Source organism: Lacibacter sp. (assembly GCF_035299325.1).
Classification (GTDB): Bacteria; Bacteroidota; Bacteroidia; order Chitinophagales; family Chitinophagaceae; genus Lacibacter.
In genome coordinates this window covers 105926-121796 of the sequence record NZ_DATGWT010000012.1, presented here as the reverse complement: position 1 = coordinate 121796, position 15871 = coordinate 105926, and the positions used below count along the sequence as shown (strand labels likewise).

Genomic DNA, 15871 nt, shown 5'->3' with positions numbered 1-15871 from the left:
ACTGCCGATTGTTATTACGTCCGCCAGCCTTGCAGCAAACCTTTTGTTAGTAGCCGTTTTTTGTCTGTCCGTTCTTGATGACTTTTAGTTTAGTGTAACGAAAAACCATTTCTGCCTTTGGGTCGCCTTTGGTTGGATTGTAACCAGTCGGATAACCTGCGTAGGAAACGATTTGTCCAGTTACCTGAATTTGTAAAGGCAAGTTGTCACCTTTCCATAATTTGTCTGCATTAATAAGTTTGTCATTCGCTGGCTCCAGAAAATAATATTGTCGTGCTGTGTCTGATACTGATTTAGTGTCGCTCCATTGAGCACAAGTACATGCGATTGCATTGTATGACAAGTTAAGTGTTGTGTCGTCTTTTGCTAAATATGCAATATCCTTTTTGAACACATCAATCTTTGTATAATGAAATACTTTTGCTTTGTCTAACTGTTCTTCGCCTTTAGTTGTTCCTTTTGGATAGTCTGGTCGTATATAAAATTGTCCAGTCACTTTTATAAAGTGTCGTCCTGGGTCGAAGTACATGGGAAGTTCTAAATCTTTGTTTGCTGGCTCAATAAAAATGCAATGCTCTGCAAGTTTATCATCTTCGTACTTTTTAAAGTCAGCAGGTGTCACCCAATTAGCACAAGCACATCCCCAAACAATATAACTCAACTCTAAAGTTTCTGTCTTGCCGTTTAAAGTGTTTGTTGGGTCAGAAATATCTTTACTTTCTGAACTTTGTCGTATCAAAGTGTCTTTTGAAACTGTGGCTTTGTCAACCTTGTTTGGGTTTGTCGTGCAAGCCGTAAAAAGCAATATGATTGGTAAAAGTTTCTTCACTTGTAGGGTGTCTCTAAAATGGCTACTAACACAAATATATATGATATAAGATGCTGTATCTTAAAAATTACGCAATTGAAAATCAATAGTTTAATGTTCAACTTTTTGTATTGTTGTTAGTACAATCCACTTTTTTAAATAGGCGAGTGTACCATTAAAAAAGCCACCGGATTGCAGTGGCTGTATCTTTCGTTAATTCTTATTTCTTTTCTAACATCCGTTCAAGCAACACAACTTTCTCTCTTTCTGTTGCGAGTAATCGTTCATAAAGTTTTTTATTTTCCTCAAGCGCCTCTACATACCTTTCCAGTGGGTTGAAATTATAATAATGTCCATAAGAAGCTGCGTTGTCGTTGTAGGTGTTGTTTATAAAATTAACAGCTGCATCTTCATTAAAATTTTGAATTGCTTCAGTTGGAACTTTCAAGGCCTTTGCAACTTTCTCAATCATCTCTTTATCCAATGCCTCCTTCTGCTCCAATGCACTCACCGCTTGTTGGCTCAATCCTAATTCCACAGCCAATGCATCCTGCTTAATACCTAATATCTCACGGATGCGTTTTACATTTCTTCCTTCGTGTATGGTTTTTTCTGTCATACTGCTAAAGTAATTATTTCTGCCTGTTTTAAAAATGGTTTTTGTTCTTCCCATGAACCATGAACTATCAACCATGAACCATCTCCCGTAACATACAACTAATCCCTTGTAAAATACAAACAACACTGGTAGGTTACAGCGTTAAAACACCTGTTCTTTGTTTTGTATTCACCGGTTATTTGTAAGCCAGCCAATCTCTTTTGAAAAACCATTCTCTTAACCTGCCCCATTAGTTCAGTAAGGCTTTGCCCTGCTCTCCGAAACTTTTTCAATCACCGAACTTTAGTGAAGGTGATAGCGTAGGAGAGACTAACTACTAACCACTATCGGCTACCGGCTAATCATTCACCACTCACCATTCACAACTCACCACCATGGAATCCCTCAACACACTCCTCGAACATGGCAACCCCGCCCTCATCAGTCGCAACCTTCGCAAAGTACTCTTCGATTATCTCGAAGATGAACTGAAAATTGGTACCACAAACTATTTTCTTGAACTCCTGCCTGAGCTGAATTATCTCTTCAACTTCCTGGAAGAAGCAGCCGAAGCAAAACAGAATTATGCATTTACAATAATAAAAAAACACGCTGCTGTGGAAGATGAAAATTGTGCAGCCTGGCTCTTTGAAGACGATATCCTGTACCGTGTAACAGTCTTCTTAGTCATCACTTTACAACCCGAACGTATTTACAGAATTGTACATGATCCACACCTGGGTCAGCAACCGGTAACCGATCTCATGATTGTACTTCCCGATACCATGCAGGAAAAACCATTCAGTGAATACGAAACCCTCATCGAAGCAGGCTGTTCATTGGGAACACAATTATCATTTTCATTACAGCAGGCAAGCCGTGTGAATACAGCAGTAAAAGAAGGGCATGTGTTTTACAGTCTCGTATGTACAGGAGAAAATTTAATGTATTGGAGCGAAGAAAAAGAATGGCCAACTACGCCGGGTGAAAGATTAAAAGAGATAATGCAAAATGCAAGGGAACGGTTTCAAACTAATTTCAGCAAAGCTCAAACCTTCTTACATCATGCAACAAAATGCATAGAGCAGCAAAATAACAAACTCACTGCATTCTTTCTGCAACAGGCAGCCGAACTATGCTGTCGTGCAATACTCATTTCACTTACGGGTCGTGATAAAAAAACACATTCCCTTGCTGCATTAAAGAAAACCTGTCGCCGTTGCACAGCGGTAGTTGATCAGGTTTTTCCCTGCTATACAGAAGAAGATAAACGATTGTTGAAAATCCTTGATGATGCTTATATCGCAGCAAGGTATGAAGATGATTTTTCGCCGTCCTCAACAGATATTGAATTGTTGTTACAAAAAGTACAGCAGTTACATCATGCAGCAGTAACCGCCATAAAAAACAGGCTTAGCTTGCCTGTTTAATCTTCAACAGCTTTTCAATACATCGCTTTGTTGAATTATATTTTCTTCGTACCAATTCTTGCCCTGCCCTCCGAAGTTTTAACGCAGGAGGGAGAGTTTGTGCTCTCGTTAATCTGTGCTCATTTATGACTATCAGCGGCCAACTCCCGCTTCACCATACTCACCACTTCTCTGAATTTGTCTCTGCTTCGTTCATGTTGCGGTACAATCTGCCGGTAAATAGCAGAAGCAATCTTCGATGCATTTCCCATCTGATTTGCATGCCGCATCGTCTCTGCAAACGCAGGGTCATGTTTCACCCGCTCAGCAGATAGGGAACTCTTTTCCCTTGCATAATATTCACCGTCCATGCAATAAAAGCAAATGCGGTTAATGGTCCCCGTTATCCTTAATTGTCCGGTTTGTTTTGCCATAGGCACAAAATAGAAAACTGATCAGAGCATAAAAAAACCAACAGGCCGTTTTTACCGATTTTTGCCACTTTTGAGCATTTTTACCACTTTTTACGCAGCGGATCAATCCTTACAATTGAAAAATGATTGCACATGTACACGCAGGATACTTCCACCCATAAGCCACTTTACTCCCTATTAAAAGCGCTCAAAAGGCCTGTGAATGCTCAATTGCATACAACCCTTTTCAATCCATAAGACGAATCTTAAAAATGCTTCTAAAATTGGTTGGCTCAAAAACAGGAAACCTTTATCTTTGCCGCCCATTAGCCGGGGTAGCTCAGCTGGTTAGAGCATCGGATTCATAACCCGAAGGTCGGCAGTTCAAGTCTGCTCTCCGGTACTTCAAGGCCCTCAAATTGAGGGCTTTTCTGTGATGTTCACAGCTTACGCATTATACTCTTCCGGTTCGAAAAACTTTATTACGGGTATACAACAAATCTTGAATCCCGTTTATTGTCATATAATGAATTGGGTCAAGATTGGACCTCAAAATACAGACCTTGGATTGTCATTCATACAAAAGAATTTGCTACCAAACTCGAGGCCATGCATTATGAAAAGTGGATGAAGTCAGGTGTCGGTCGGGAGTTCATCAAATCATTACCACACTAACTAAAGAGGATTCATATCCGCCGCGGCGAACGGCAGTTCAAGTCTGCTCTCCGGTACTAACAGAAAAGTCCTCCAACTGGAGGACTTTTCTATTGTAAACTTTATGAAAAGATCGTATATGGGTACCTGACTACTCACCACTCCCCATTCACCACTCACATGACGTTTAATTGGTTCTTCCCGGATAAACTTTCAATGCTTCTTCCAAACAATCCATTGCCTGGTCAAGTGCTGTAAGATTAAGCACATAAGCCAGCCTTACTTCCTGTTTTCCAAGGCCGGGTGTACCATAAAAACCAGTTGCAGGTGCCAGCATAATGGTTTGGCCATTGAAAGAAAATGATTCAAGCAACCACTGGCAAAATTTATCGCTATCATCAATCGGTAATTTGGCCATAGCATAAAACGCACCACCGGGGTTGGGACAAACCACACCAGGCATTGCATTCAATCGTTTCACCAATAGATTTCTTCGTGAGAGGTATTCTGCTTTTGGTGCTTCAAAATAAGAGTCGGGAAGATCGATCGCCGCCTCACCCATGATCTGAGCTAAACCGGGCGGACTCAATCTCGCCTGTGCAAATTTCATAGCAGCATCATACACTGCTTTGTTCTTTGTTACAAGTGCACCAAGTCTTGCACCACAGGCACTGTACCGTTTACTGATGGTATCCATTAATACCACATTCTGCTCAAGTCCTTCAACATGCAAAGCACTTACATATTCGCCATCATAACAAAACTCACGGTAAGCTTCATCACTGAATAGATAGAGGTTGTACTTCAAACAAAGCTCTTTCAGCTTATACATCTCTTCTTTGCTGTATAAATAACCAGTTGGATTATTCGGACTGCAGATGATGATGCCCTTTGTTTTTGCTGTAATTACTTTTTCAAAATCTTCAATAGGAGGTAATGCAAAACCCGTTTCAATAGTAGAAGTGATGGGCACCACAGTTACTCCTGCGGCACATGCAAATCCATTGTAGTTTGCATAAAACGGTTCGGGTACGATCACTTCGTCACCGGGGTTTAAACAGGTAAGAAAACCAAACATGATGGCTTCACTGCCGCCCGTAGTGATCATGATCTGGTCGTAGCTCACATCAATGCCCACCTTTTTATAATACTGTACCAGTTTTCGGCGATAGCTTTCATTACCGGCACTATGACTGTATTCAAGCACTTTAATATCGGTATTACGCACAGCATCAAGAATAGCAGGAGGTGTTTCAATATCGGGCTGACCAATATTCAAATGAAATACTTTGATGCCTTTCTTCTTGGCAGCTTCTGCAAAGGGAACTAATTTCCTGATGGGCGAGGGCGGCATTTGTTCGCCACGTTTACTGATTGCTAACATGCGGGCAAAGATAGGGTTGGTACTTACATTTATTAGTATTGGAAATAAAAAAGCCTCCGGAAATTCCGGAGGCCTGTTATAACGGAGATGGTTTATTTATTGCTCAACATTACCTAAAATGGTAAGAACCTGCTCCTGGTCAACCCCCAGCAATTTCACTCGAACCTGCTTTGAGAATTTGCCGGGTGTGGCGGCATTGTAAGTGGCAGTAATAGTGCCTGTTTTGCCCGGTTTGATGGGTTCTTTTGTATAATCAGATTTTGTGCAACCACAACCTGGGGTCACTGTTTCAATTACCACATCTTCTGTGCTGCTGTTCGTAAATGTAAATGTTGCTGTTACAGGGCTGTTCAACTTGGCTTTACCAAGGTCAACAGTTTCGCTGGCAAATTTTACAAGATCAGTAGGTTTTTTACTTTGTGCATTCACAGCTGTGAAAACAAAGAGTGCTACAAAAGCGATCATGAACTGTTTCATCGTATACTTATTTTAATATTTATTGTTTAAAGATATTTAATGCCTGGTTAGTTGGAGCCGATTGGTCAGGGGTTTTCCAAACAGTTCCTTTAATATTCATCACTTTCACTTGTCCACTATTGTAATAAATCGTGATGGTTTTGTCGAACACGCCTTCAGCTGCGGCATTGTAACCAACCTTAATGGTTGTTTTGCCACCGGCTGCAACTGCTGTACGGCTCCATTCAGGTGTTGTGCAACCGCAGGAGGCCTGCACGTTATCGATCTTCAACGAATCTTTACCAATATTTTCAACCGTAAATATGTGCGTTACAGGTTTCCCTTGCGGGATCTTTCCAAAATCAAATGTTGATTCAGAAAGTTTAATGCTCTCAGGTTTGGGAGTGGGAGTAGTAGTTGTAGCAGTGTTGTGGTTGTGCCCGTCGTGGTTTTGAGCCATGCCGGCAAAGCCCAATAATAAACCGGCACAAAGGGTAATAACATGTTTTTTCATAAATGCTTCTATTAGAATTGTAAAAGTAAGTATTAGTAGAGACAGTTCATAGCGCCGGATGGTTGCCTTTCACAAAATTTTATTAGCGGTAATTGGGCCGGAATTTTCATAGTTTGAGATTGAAATTTACGTTTTCACGGTTTTTCACAGTAAACAGGTTGTTTTCACCAAATCCGCTTACAAGTGTTAACGTGGGATCAAATCATTTATTTTTGCCGCATGGAATCAACCACTAACGAAACCTTGCAACTCCAGCAGCTCTCTTTTGAGCATTTTCAGCGGGAAGTGTTACAGGATTACCGCATCGCTTGCCTCAGTCGTGAAGCCAGTCTTCTTGGCCGGAAAGAAGTACTTACGGGCAAGGCCAAGTTTGGCATTTTTGGCGATGGTAAGGAAGTACCCCAGCTTGCAATGGCTAAGTTTTTCCAGCCCGGCGATTTTTACAGTGGTTATTACCGTGATCAAACCTTTGCGTTTGCTACCGGTGTGGCAACGTTAAAAGAATTCTTCGCCCAACTTTATGCCGATCCGGATACTGCTCATGATCCGCATAGTGCCGGTCGCCAGATGAACTCTCATTTTGCCTCTGAATTTGTGGATACTGATGGCAATGTTCTCGACCTGGTAAACAGAAAGAATCTCACTTCAGGTATGGCTCCAACTGCTGCACAAATGCCACGTTCGGTTGGATTGGCGTTGGCGTCAAAATTGTTCCGCCATTCCGATGTATTGAAACAGTTCACACAACTTTCAAATAAAGGAAACGAAGTTTGCTTTGCTACAATTGGCGATGCATCAACAAGTGAAGGTCACTTCTGGGAAACCATGAATGCAGCTGCCGTACAGCAGATTCCTTTAGCTGTGTTTATCTGGGATGATGGCTACGGCATTTCTGTTCCTAAAAAATACCAGACAACCAAAGGTTCTATTTCAGAAGCATTGAAAGGATTTCAGAAAAAAGATGGCACCACAGGTATTGAAATTTATAAAGTAAAAGCCTGGGATTATGCAGGTATGTGCGAAGTGTTTGAAGCCGGTATTGAAAAGATACGTGCCACACATACACCGGCATTGTTTCATGTGGAAGAAGTAACGCAGCCACAAGGCCATTCAACTTCGGGTAGCCATGAGCGTTATAAAACAACAGATCGCTTACAATGGGAGCGTGAGTGGGATTGTATTAAGAAGATGAAGGAATGGATCATTGAAAACAACCTGGCAGATGAAGATCAATTGAGTACAATTGAGCGTGAAACAAAAGAGTTTGCACGCAATGAAAAGAATGAAGCGTGGAAAGAATTTGAATTGCCCATCAAAAAACAGGTTACAGAAGTAATTGCTGCACTGCAACAGGCTGCTGCATCATCTCCCAACAAAGAAGAAGTTGAACAGGTGATCAGTGAATTAAACAAGCTTCGTGAGCCTAACCGTCGTGATGTGATGAGTGCATTGTATAAAGGAATTTCTGTGTCTGGCGTTTCTTCTTCTGCAAATGAACTTTATAAAAAGCTACAGAAGGAAAACGAATTACTGTTCAGTTCACATTTGTATCATGAAGGTGCAGCCAGTGCTATGAAAGTAGCGGAAGTAAAAGCAGAATATGCAGATGATGCTTCGTTGTTGAATGGTTATGAAATTCTCAACCGTTATTTCGATCAATTATTTTCCAACAATCCAAAGGCCGTTGCTTTTGGTGAGGATCTCGGTTTTATTGGTGATGTGAACCAGGGCTTTGCCGGATTGCAAACAAAACACGGTGAGAACCGCATTTTTGATACGGGCATTCGTGAGTTGACCATTATGGGACAAGGCATTGGTCTGGCAATGCGTGGCCTTCGTCCTATTGCAGAAATTCAATACCTCGATTATTTAGTATATGGGTTGCAACCACTCACTGATGATGTGGCAACATTACAATACCGAACTGCAGGCCGTCAAAGTGCACCGTTGATCGTCCGTTCAAGAGGTCATCGTTTAGAAGGCATCTGGCACAGCGGTTCACCAATGGGTATGATCATTAACAGTCTTCGTGGTATGTATGTTTGTGTGCCACGCAATATGGTGCAGGCAGCAGGTATGTACAATACGTTGTTGCAAAGCAATGAACCGGGTCTGGTGATCGAATGTTTGAATGGCTATCGCTTGAAAGAAAAAATGCCTTCTAATCTTTCTTCTTTCACAGTGCCGATGGGAGTGCCGGAAGTGGTGAGACAAGGAACAGATATTACGATTGTATCATACGGCTCTATTCTCCGAATTATTGATGATGCGGCACAACAGCTTGAACGTTTCGGCATCAGTTGTGAAATTATTGATGTGCAGACACTCTTGCCATTTGATGTTAATCATGTTATTCTTGAATCATTAAAGAAAACAAACCGCATCGCTTTCATTGATGAAGATGTACCCGGAGGCGCAGCAGCTTATATGTTCAATAAAGTGATGGAAGAACAAGGCGGTTATAAATATCTTGATGTTGCTCCACGTACCATTACCGGTAAAGCACATCGTCCGGGCTATGGCAGCGATGGTGATTACTTCAGCAAACCAAATGTTGAAGAGATCATGACGGTGTTGCAGGAGATGATGCGGGAGTGAGTTGGGAATAGGCAACGGGAAATATGCAATTGGGAATGTTGTTGTAGTTTGTAAATCAAATACCAATAATATGGCTGCTAAAACTGTGAAAGATACCAAAGTGTATCAGCTTGCTTTTTCCCTTGCTATGCAGATTTTTCAACTGGCCAAATCATTTCCAAAAGAGGAAACATATTCTCTTACCGATCAGATCAGACGCTCATCACGCAGTGTTTGTATTTGTTTACGGGAAGCCTATAGAAAGAAAATATACCCTGCGCATTTCGTTGCCAAGGTATCGGATTCAGATATGGAAAATTCAGAAACGGAGGGCTGGCTTGAATTTGCATTGGCCTGTCAATATATTTCTCAAGATAAGTATGATAATTTGTATGATTTGAGTAATCAAGTTGGAAAACTTTTGAATCACATGCTTAACAATCCCGACAAATATTAAGAACGCCTGTTGTTTTTCTTGCTTATTGCCTGTTGTCAATTGCCTATTTTTAATTAACTATTCACAGAAAAAATGTCCTTCCTTTCCATCATCGACATACTCGGAACGTTTGCCTTTGCTGTTTCAGGTGCTTTCTCTGCCATGGAGAAAAAGCTTGATCCGTTTGGTGTGATCATTCTTTCTTTTGTTACGGCTATTGGTGGCGGAACATTGCGTGATGTATTGATCGGCGATACACCGGTAAGCTGGTTAAGGAACGGAACAACAACCATTGTAATTATTGCAGCGGCAATCGGCACCATGTTCTTTGGTAACTATCTCAAACGTTTTACTAGCACCTTATTTTTATTTGATGCGTTTGGTCTTGGTTTGTTTACACTTATTGGCGTAGAGAAAGGACTGGAATTACAATTCAGTCCGGGTATTTGTGTAGCATTGGGCACTATCACAGGATCGTTTGGTGGTGTAATCAGAGATGTGTTGCTCAACAATGTGCCACTCGTTTTCCGAAAAGAAATTTATGCTTCTGTTTCTATTTTAGGTGGAATACTTTATCTCTTGTTATTAAAGGTTGATATGTTCAGTCCGTTTGCAACTATTATTGCAATTGTATTTATTGTCGTATTTCGAATTGTTGTTGTGCGGTATAAACTTGCGTTACCACGATTTTATTAAGAATCCATTCACACCGTTTATCTAAAATCACATATTCATGTCGGTGATACTTTCCTAATTTGCATACTTCTAAAAACGATATATGAAACTGAATTTATACCAGGTTGATGCATTTACTTCAACGTTGTTCAAAGGAAATCCGGCTGCTGTTGTCCCATTAGAAAAATGGATCGATGATGAATTGATGCAGAAGCTGGCGATGGAAAACAATCTTGCTGAAACTGTATTCTTTGTGCCATCACAGGTTGATGGAGCTGATTATGATATCCGTTGGTTTACACCCGAGCTTGAAATTAATTTATGCGGTCATGCAACATTGGCAAGTGCATTTGTATTGTACACGCAGCTTGGTTATAACAAACCATCTGTCACATTCAGTTCAAAAAGTGGTTTGTTAACCGTTGAGAAAAACGGCACCAACTATGAAATGGATTTTCCTTCCTGGAAGCCTGAACGTATTAATGATTATCCGGATGGTATTGCTGAAATACTCGGTGTTAAAGAAATACATGGGGCTTACAAATACCGTGACTTATTAATTGAAGTAGCAACTGAAGAAGAAGTGATCAATGCCAAACCCGATTTCACTGCCATGAAAAAAACAGGTGAAATGGTAATCCTTACTGCCAAGGGAAATACAGTTGATTTTGTTTCACGCTTCTTTGCTCCATCAGCCGGTATTGATGAAGATCCCGTAACTGGTTCCGCACATTCACAATTGATTCCTTTTTGGAGTGAAAAACTTGATAAGAAAAAAATGATTGCAAAACAGCTCAGCAAACGTGGCGGCGATATTATCTGCGAACAGAAAAATACAGAGCGTTTAATGATGGGTGGAGAATGTGTGTTTTATATGAAAGGAGAATTTGAGGTAAGAGGGGAGTATTGAGAGGTGAGTAACCAGTAACGGGTGGGGTGTGATGGTCTATCGTATGTGGCCCATCGTCTTTTCAATCCACAAACCTTGCACGTTGCGCAGGAGTTGGCAGCATACAACTTTCCTGTTTGCCAAACCATTTATAACGGTTCTTGCCGATCCATTTATAAATACCATCTCTGATGAATGCGGGAATGATGATGAGCGCATACAATAATTTCCAGCCACCATCTAAATGCCTGCATACTTTTAATGCAGCAGTTGATTCACGATAAGCAATCCCGTCTTCTATAAAAATTACTGATGTAAGAATGGTTGGATCAATATTGTACTGAGGCAATATACGATGCGCCGTTTCGCCCTGCAGTGAACCAAAGGTCAGCTTTCCTTTCTTATCCCGCTTCAGTGCAAACTGAATCCAGAAATTACAGAAGTTGCAAACGCCATCGAATAAAACCAGTCGGTTCAATTGTTCCATTGAATAAAGTTACGCAACGAATTTTTGAAATTCAGAAGGGCTGCAACCGGCAGCCCTTCTCATTATAATTTTCTTATCACTGATGACTCATTATTCATCATCCCATATTATGAAACACCTTCTGCACATCATCATCCTGTTCTAAACGTTCAATCAGTTTACTTACATCCTCTGCCTGTTCATCTGTTACAGGAACTGTGGTAGTAGGAATCCATTCCAATTCTGCGCTTAACGGCGTAATGCCTTTATCTTCCAAAGCTTTTTGCATATTACCAAAATCGGCAAATGCACAACGAACGACTAATACATCTTCGCCATTTTCACCTGTGCCTTCACCCAATTCTTCCAAACCAAAATCGATCAGCTCCAGTTCCATCTCTTCAGCATTCAAACCTTCGGGCTTTAATTTAAACACACCCATCTTTTTAAACTGGAAACTTACCGATCCGCTGTTACCCAGCGTACCACCACCTTTATTGAAATGACTTTTCACATTTGCAACAGTACGCACATGATTGTCCGTTGCTGTTTCAACAAGAATTGCAACACCATGAGGTGCGTATCCTTCGTACAGAATTTCATCATAGTTAATGAGTTCCTTGCCCTGGGCTCTTTTAATGGCAGCTTCCACACGGTCTTTCGGCATACCCACACTGCGGGCATTCTGAAAGCAACGACGCAGGGCAGCATTTGTTCCGGGGTCGGGGCCACCAGCTTTAACGGCAATCACAATTTCTTTACCAATACGGGTAAACTGTTTGGCCATGCGATCCCAACGGGCAAACATGGTACTCTTTCTAACTTCAAAAATCCGTCCCATTTGTTTATTGATTAGGGCGCAAATTTAGGGAGATGTAACCTATCTACCATGCATCAAATGGCTTGGTTTCGCACAGGCCAAAATTGCCATCCACACTTTCTTTTTTGTCGGTTACGCAGTATTTTGGCATTTCACGCAACGGGTATTGATTGGTTTTGGGCTTTGAGGTAAGTTACGTGCTGTATAACCTGAACGCTGCATGCTGCATTTACTGCGTAACATAGGGCTCCTTTTCTTGGTATTGGTCGTGCAACAAACGACCCATGCCCAACTGCCCGATTATCATTTACAACTGTTTGATTATTCCATCGGCATCCGGCCGGGCAATTACAGGGAGCTCGTCAAAGATAAACAGGGCTTTGTGTGGATACTCTACCCGGGAAGTGTACAGCGCTTTGATGGGAAACGGATCAAAGAATTTAAACTCGATGGCAATTTTGCCCATCTCTATTGCGATAAAAAAGGAAGGATATGGGCAAGCGCTGTAACTGCTGTTGTAAGATTTGAAAATGATTTCGATGGTTTTGTGGAAGTAGCTGTTGACATGCAGGATGCAAAACATGCAAGGGCTCATTTATTCGAATTGAGCAACGGCAGCTTGTATTTATTATCAAACGAAGGGTTTCATTTATTTGATGAGAACAGGCATGCTTTCGCAAAAGCAGCAGATGTTTATAGAAATGGAAAGAATTACAGTGTGGATGTATTTGCCAGCAGAAACTTGTCTGTTTTTTTTCGCAAAGCCGATTCCATTTATTTGTATGATTTCAAATCAAGACAGATCAGTGCATTACCCAGCACTAACAACTTCCGCATTTTTGCTGTAACCGATGATCGTCTGTTTGCCAGCACCTGGACAAATGAAACGTTTCTCTACGATTATGCAACAGGAACACAAACGAAAGTGCTGTTGCCCGCTGCATACCAACTTACATCGGGCAAAACATTCAGCATTCGAAGTCTTGTGCAATTTGATTCACACAAATACCTGCTGGTAACAAGGGAAGGTATCTTTGAGTACAACAGTTCATCCAACAGTTTTAAGAAACTTAATTTTTATCAGAATGGTTATCCGGTAATAGGTAATGATTACAGTAACCATATTTTTCTCGATGATGAAAATACAGCATGGCTTTTATCCGTTGCCGGTATCGCAAGATTTTCATTAAGCAAACAGCCATTGGGTTTGCTGCGTATTCCGCAACCGGGTAATCAGCCGCAAGGCTCTGTAAACAATGTGCGGCAAATGGTGGAAGATGATGCAGGAAATTTATGGATTGCCACCGGTAATGGTTTTGTGCAATGGCGAAAAAGTGACGGACTATGGAAAATTTATACAGCAGTACCTGATGCGCCGAACAAATTAAATCATCCGTCTGTAAGAGGTATTGCTTATGATGGAAAGAACATCATTCTTGGTCCAACAAATCTTGGCATATGGATCTTTAATCCGGCAACCGAACAATATCGCCGGCCCATCTATACAAACGACAGTGTAAAACTTTATATCGAACGGGATTTTATTGATGATATTACCACACTCCGCAATGGAAATTTTTTAATGTTGGGCAGAGATGGTTTGTATTTACTGGAAGGCGGCAGTTACAAATTATCCATGATCGATGTTCCCGCAGCAAAAGAAAATACCAATCGTGCCATTGAACGATCAGATGACAAGATATGGGTGATCACAGGAAGAGGAGTACATCTTTTAAGCGATTCATTAAAGCATATTGCAAGCATGCCTGGCCCCGATCGGCATCTGCCGTTATGGGCCGGTCATCTTAGAGCAAATGACGATCTGCTGATAACAGGAACGGGCAGTTTGTACATTGCTTCCTATACGAATAACAGTATTTCAGTAAAGCCCTTTACAAACAGATTTGATGGCATTGTTCTTAATTCGGTTTATGAAGATAAAAAAGGGATGCTGTGGGCCACTTCAGAAAAAGGGATTTATAGATTCAATCCATCAACCAATGAATTGAATCTGCTTGATTATGCTGACAATGTACAGGGCTATGGCTTCAATGCGAATGGGCCTTATCGTAATAAAGACGGCATTATTTTCTTTGGCGGTGCAAACGGCATCAACTACGTATTACCTGAAACATTTGATTATAGTACCAGGCAGTTGAATGTATTCATACAAAATGTTCACTCAGGCAGTAACGACAGTTCGTATTGCGATTTCACAGAATTATTGGAAATACCTTACAGCAACCGCTCACTCGAAGTGGAACTGGTGGCACCTTATTATAACAATGCAGATAAAGTAAAGTATCGTTATAAAATTGAAGGTCTTGATCATGAATGGAAGGAGCTGGGCAATACGAATGTTGTTCGACTCACGTCGTTACCATCAGGAAAGTATCAACTATTGGTACAGGCTTCAGTAAACGATATAACATGGGTAAGTGCAAAAAACAGTTTTGCTTTTCGTGTAGCAAAACCTTTCTGGATATCTACCTGGTTCCTGGTTATTTGTACAGCAGTTCTTTCATTCATGTTGTGGCTGTATGTACACAACCGGAACAAAAAATTCCAATTAAAGCAGGAAGAACTTGAAACAGAACAAGCCATCAATTATATATCGGGCAGTATCTACCAGCAACAAACGGTTGATGAAATTTTGTGGGATGTTGCCCGTAACTGCATAGGTCGTTTGCATTTTGAAGATTGTGTAATTTATCTGTTCGATCCGCAAAAGAATGTACTGGTACAGAAAGCTGCTTATGGTGCAAAATCGCCCGAGCAGTTAACGATCATTAATCCCATTGAAATTCCATTGGGTAAAGGCATCACCGGAACGGTTGCAAAAACCGGTGTTGCAGAAATTGTAAACGACACCAGTAAAGATGATCGTTATATACAGGATGGCGATTTTCGTTACTCCGAAATTACTGTGCCCATCATGATCGATACAACCGTTCTGGGAGTGATCGATTGCGAACACTCAAAAAAAGGGTTCTTTACTCAACGTCACTTGTCGGTACTTTCAACAATTGCGAATTTGTGTGCTAATAAAATTGTAAAAGCAAAAGCAGAAGCAGAAAAGCAGGAAGCGGAGAAAGTACTTATGGCAACAAAACAAAAAATGGCGGAAGTGGAAATGCAGGCATTGCGGGCACAAATGAATCCGCATTTTATTTTCAATTGTCTTAATTCCATCAACCGCTACATCGTGAAGAGTGACCAGGCAACAGCTTCGCTCTACCTTACACGTTTTGCAAAACTCATTCGTTTGATCCTTGACAACTCCAACAGCAAAACCATTCCGTTAAGTAGCGAATTGGAAGCACTTCGTTTGTATATTGATATGGAAGCTATCCGTTTTGAAAAACAATTTTCGTATGAAATAAAACTAAGCGACGATTTGCCGGTGGATGCAGTTTGTTTGCCTCCGCTCATCATACAACCTTATGTTGAGAATGCCATTTGGCATGGTTTGTTACATAAAGAAGAAGCGGGGCATCTCACCATCAGTATTTCAGGAAAAAAAGAAACGATGTTGGTGTGTGTAATAGAAGATAATGGTGTGGGACGTGCAAAAGCAAAAGAGCTGAAGAGTAAATCAGCTTCTACAAAAAAATCATTGGGCATGAAGCTTACGGAAGACCGAATTGCTTTGTTGAATAAACAGGCAAAGATCGATGCATCAGTTGAAATTGAAGATCTGTATGATATGAATGGTATGGCCAGTGGCACCAGAGTTATATTGAAAATTCCTGTTGATTGTTAATTAAAATGA

At 41.0% G+C, this 15871-nt stretch carries 15 protein-coding genes and 1 tRNA gene; 8 read left to right on the top strand and 8 right to left on the bottom strand.

All coding sequences use genetic code 11. The features are described from left to right. Positions 1-46: 46 nt before the first annotated feature. A complete protein-coding gene (locus tag VK159_RS07965) occupies positions 47-829 on the bottom strand; it encodes a hypothetical protein (protein WP_324229597.1) in 783 nt (260 codons plus the stop codon). A gap of 199 nt (positions 830-1028) precedes the next feature. Next, positions 1029-1481 carry a helix-turn-helix transcriptional regulator gene (locus VK159_RS07960; RefSeq protein WP_324229596.1) on the bottom strand — a complete coding sequence of 151 codons (453 nt, stop codon included), beginning with the start codon at positions 1479-1481 and terminating at the stop codon, positions 1029-1031. Between the two features lie 320 nt (positions 1482-1801). On the opposite strand from VK159_RS07960, the gene VK159_RS07955 reads away from it, so the two are divergent. Next, on the top strand, positions 1802-2836 hold the full coding sequence (locus tag VK159_RS07955) for a HEPN domain-containing protein (RefSeq protein WP_324229595.1): 1035 nt from the start codon (positions 1802-1804) through the stop codon (positions 2834-2836). A gap of 119 nt (positions 2837-2955) precedes the next feature. Here the strand turns inward: VK159_RS07955 and VK159_RS07950 are convergent, their stop codons facing one another. Next, positions 2956-3249: a hypothetical protein gene (locus tag VK159_RS07950; protein ID WP_324229594.1), complete on the bottom strand. Its 294-nt coding sequence runs from the start codon at positions 3247-3249 to the stop codon at positions 2956-2958. Positions 3250-3557: 308 nt separating this feature from the next. On the opposite strand from VK159_RS07950, the gene VK159_RS07945 reads away from it, so the two are divergent. Both VK159_RS07945 and VK159_RS07940 read left to right on the top strand, forming a co-directional pair. Then, positions 3558-3631 (top strand) — tRNA-Met (locus VK159_RS07945). A gap of 50 nt (positions 3632-3681) precedes the next feature. Next, positions 3682-3903: a GIY-YIG nuclease family protein gene (locus VK159_RS07940; RefSeq protein ID WP_414672821.1), complete on the top strand. Its 222-nt coding sequence runs from the start codon at positions 3682-3684 to the stop codon at positions 3901-3903. A 166-nt stretch (positions 3904-4069) separates the two neighbouring features. Here VK159_RS07940 and VK159_RS07935 read toward each other — a convergent pair whose 3' ends face one another. The 3 genes from VK159_RS07935 to VK159_RS07925 all read right to left on the bottom strand — a co-directional run bounded on the left by VK159_RS07935 (position 4070) and on the right by VK159_RS07925 (position 6236). Then, a complete protein-coding gene (locus tag VK159_RS07935; RefSeq protein ID WP_324229592.1) occupies positions 4070-5266 on the bottom strand; it encodes a pyridoxal phosphate-dependent aminotransferase in 1197 nt (398 codons plus the stop codon). Positions 5267-5362: 96 nt separating this feature from the next. Then, positions 5363-5743: a DUF1573 domain-containing protein gene (locus VK159_RS07930; protein ID WP_324229591.1), complete on the bottom strand. Its 381-nt coding sequence runs from the start codon at positions 5741-5743 to the stop codon at positions 5363-5365. A gap of 19 nt (positions 5744-5762) precedes the next feature. Further along, on the bottom strand, positions 5763-6236 hold the full coding sequence (locus tag VK159_RS07925) for a DUF1573 domain-containing protein (protein WP_324229590.1): 474 nt from the start codon (positions 6234-6236) through the stop codon (positions 5763-5765). 219 nt (positions 6237-6455) lie between these two features. On the opposite strand from VK159_RS07925, the gene VK159_RS07920 reads away from it, so the two are divergent. The 4 genes from VK159_RS07920 (at position 6456) to VK159_RS07905 (ending at position 10834) form a co-directional block, all read left to right on the top strand. Next, positions 6456-8834 carry an alpha-ketoacid dehydrogenase subunit alpha/beta gene (locus tag VK159_RS07920; RefSeq protein ID WP_324229589.1) on the top strand — a complete coding sequence of 793 codons (2379 nt, stop codon included), beginning with the start codon at positions 6456-6458 and terminating at the stop codon, positions 8832-8834. A 70-nt stretch (positions 8835-8904) separates the two neighbouring features. Beyond that, the gene (locus VK159_RS07915) at positions 8905-9270 is read left to right on the top strand and encodes a four helix bundle protein (protein WP_324229588.1); all 366 of its coding nucleotides are present in this window, start codon (positions 8905-8907) and stop codon (positions 9268-9270) included. A 72-nt stretch (positions 9271-9342) separates the two neighbouring features. Beyond that, entirely contained in the window at positions 9343-9945 is a 603-nt protein-coding gene (locus tag VK159_RS07910) for a trimeric intracellular cation channel family protein (RefSeq protein WP_324229587.1), read from the top strand. Positions 9946-10027: 82 nt separating this feature from the next. Continuing rightward, positions 10028-10834, top strand: a complete 807-nt coding sequence (locus tag VK159_RS07905; protein ID WP_324229586.1) for a PhzF family phenazine biosynthesis protein — start codon at positions 10028-10030, stop codon at positions 10832-10834. Positions 10835-10895: 61 nt separating this feature from the next. On the opposite strand, the gene VK159_RS07900 is transcribed toward VK159_RS07905, so the two are convergent. Further along, on the bottom strand, positions 10896-11300 hold the full coding sequence (locus VK159_RS07900; RefSeq protein WP_324229585.1) for a thiol-disulfide oxidoreductase DCC family protein: 405 nt from the start codon (positions 11298-11300) through the stop codon (positions 10896-10898). 97 nt (positions 11301-11397) lie between these two features. After that, positions 11398-12120, bottom strand: a complete 723-nt coding sequence (locus tag VK159_RS07895) for a YebC/PmpR family DNA-binding transcriptional regulator (RefSeq protein ID WP_324229584.1) — start codon at positions 12118-12120, stop codon at positions 11398-11400. A 199-nt stretch (positions 12121-12319) separates the two neighbouring features. Here VK159_RS07895 and VK159_RS07890 point away from each other — a divergent pair, with 199 nt between their 5' ends. Beyond that, positions 12320-15862 carry a sensor histidine kinase gene (locus VK159_RS07890; RefSeq protein WP_324229583.1) on the top strand — a complete coding sequence of 1181 codons (3543 nt, stop codon included), beginning with the start codon at positions 12320-12322 and terminating at the stop codon, positions 15860-15862. Positions 15863-15871 lie beyond the last annotated feature (9 nt).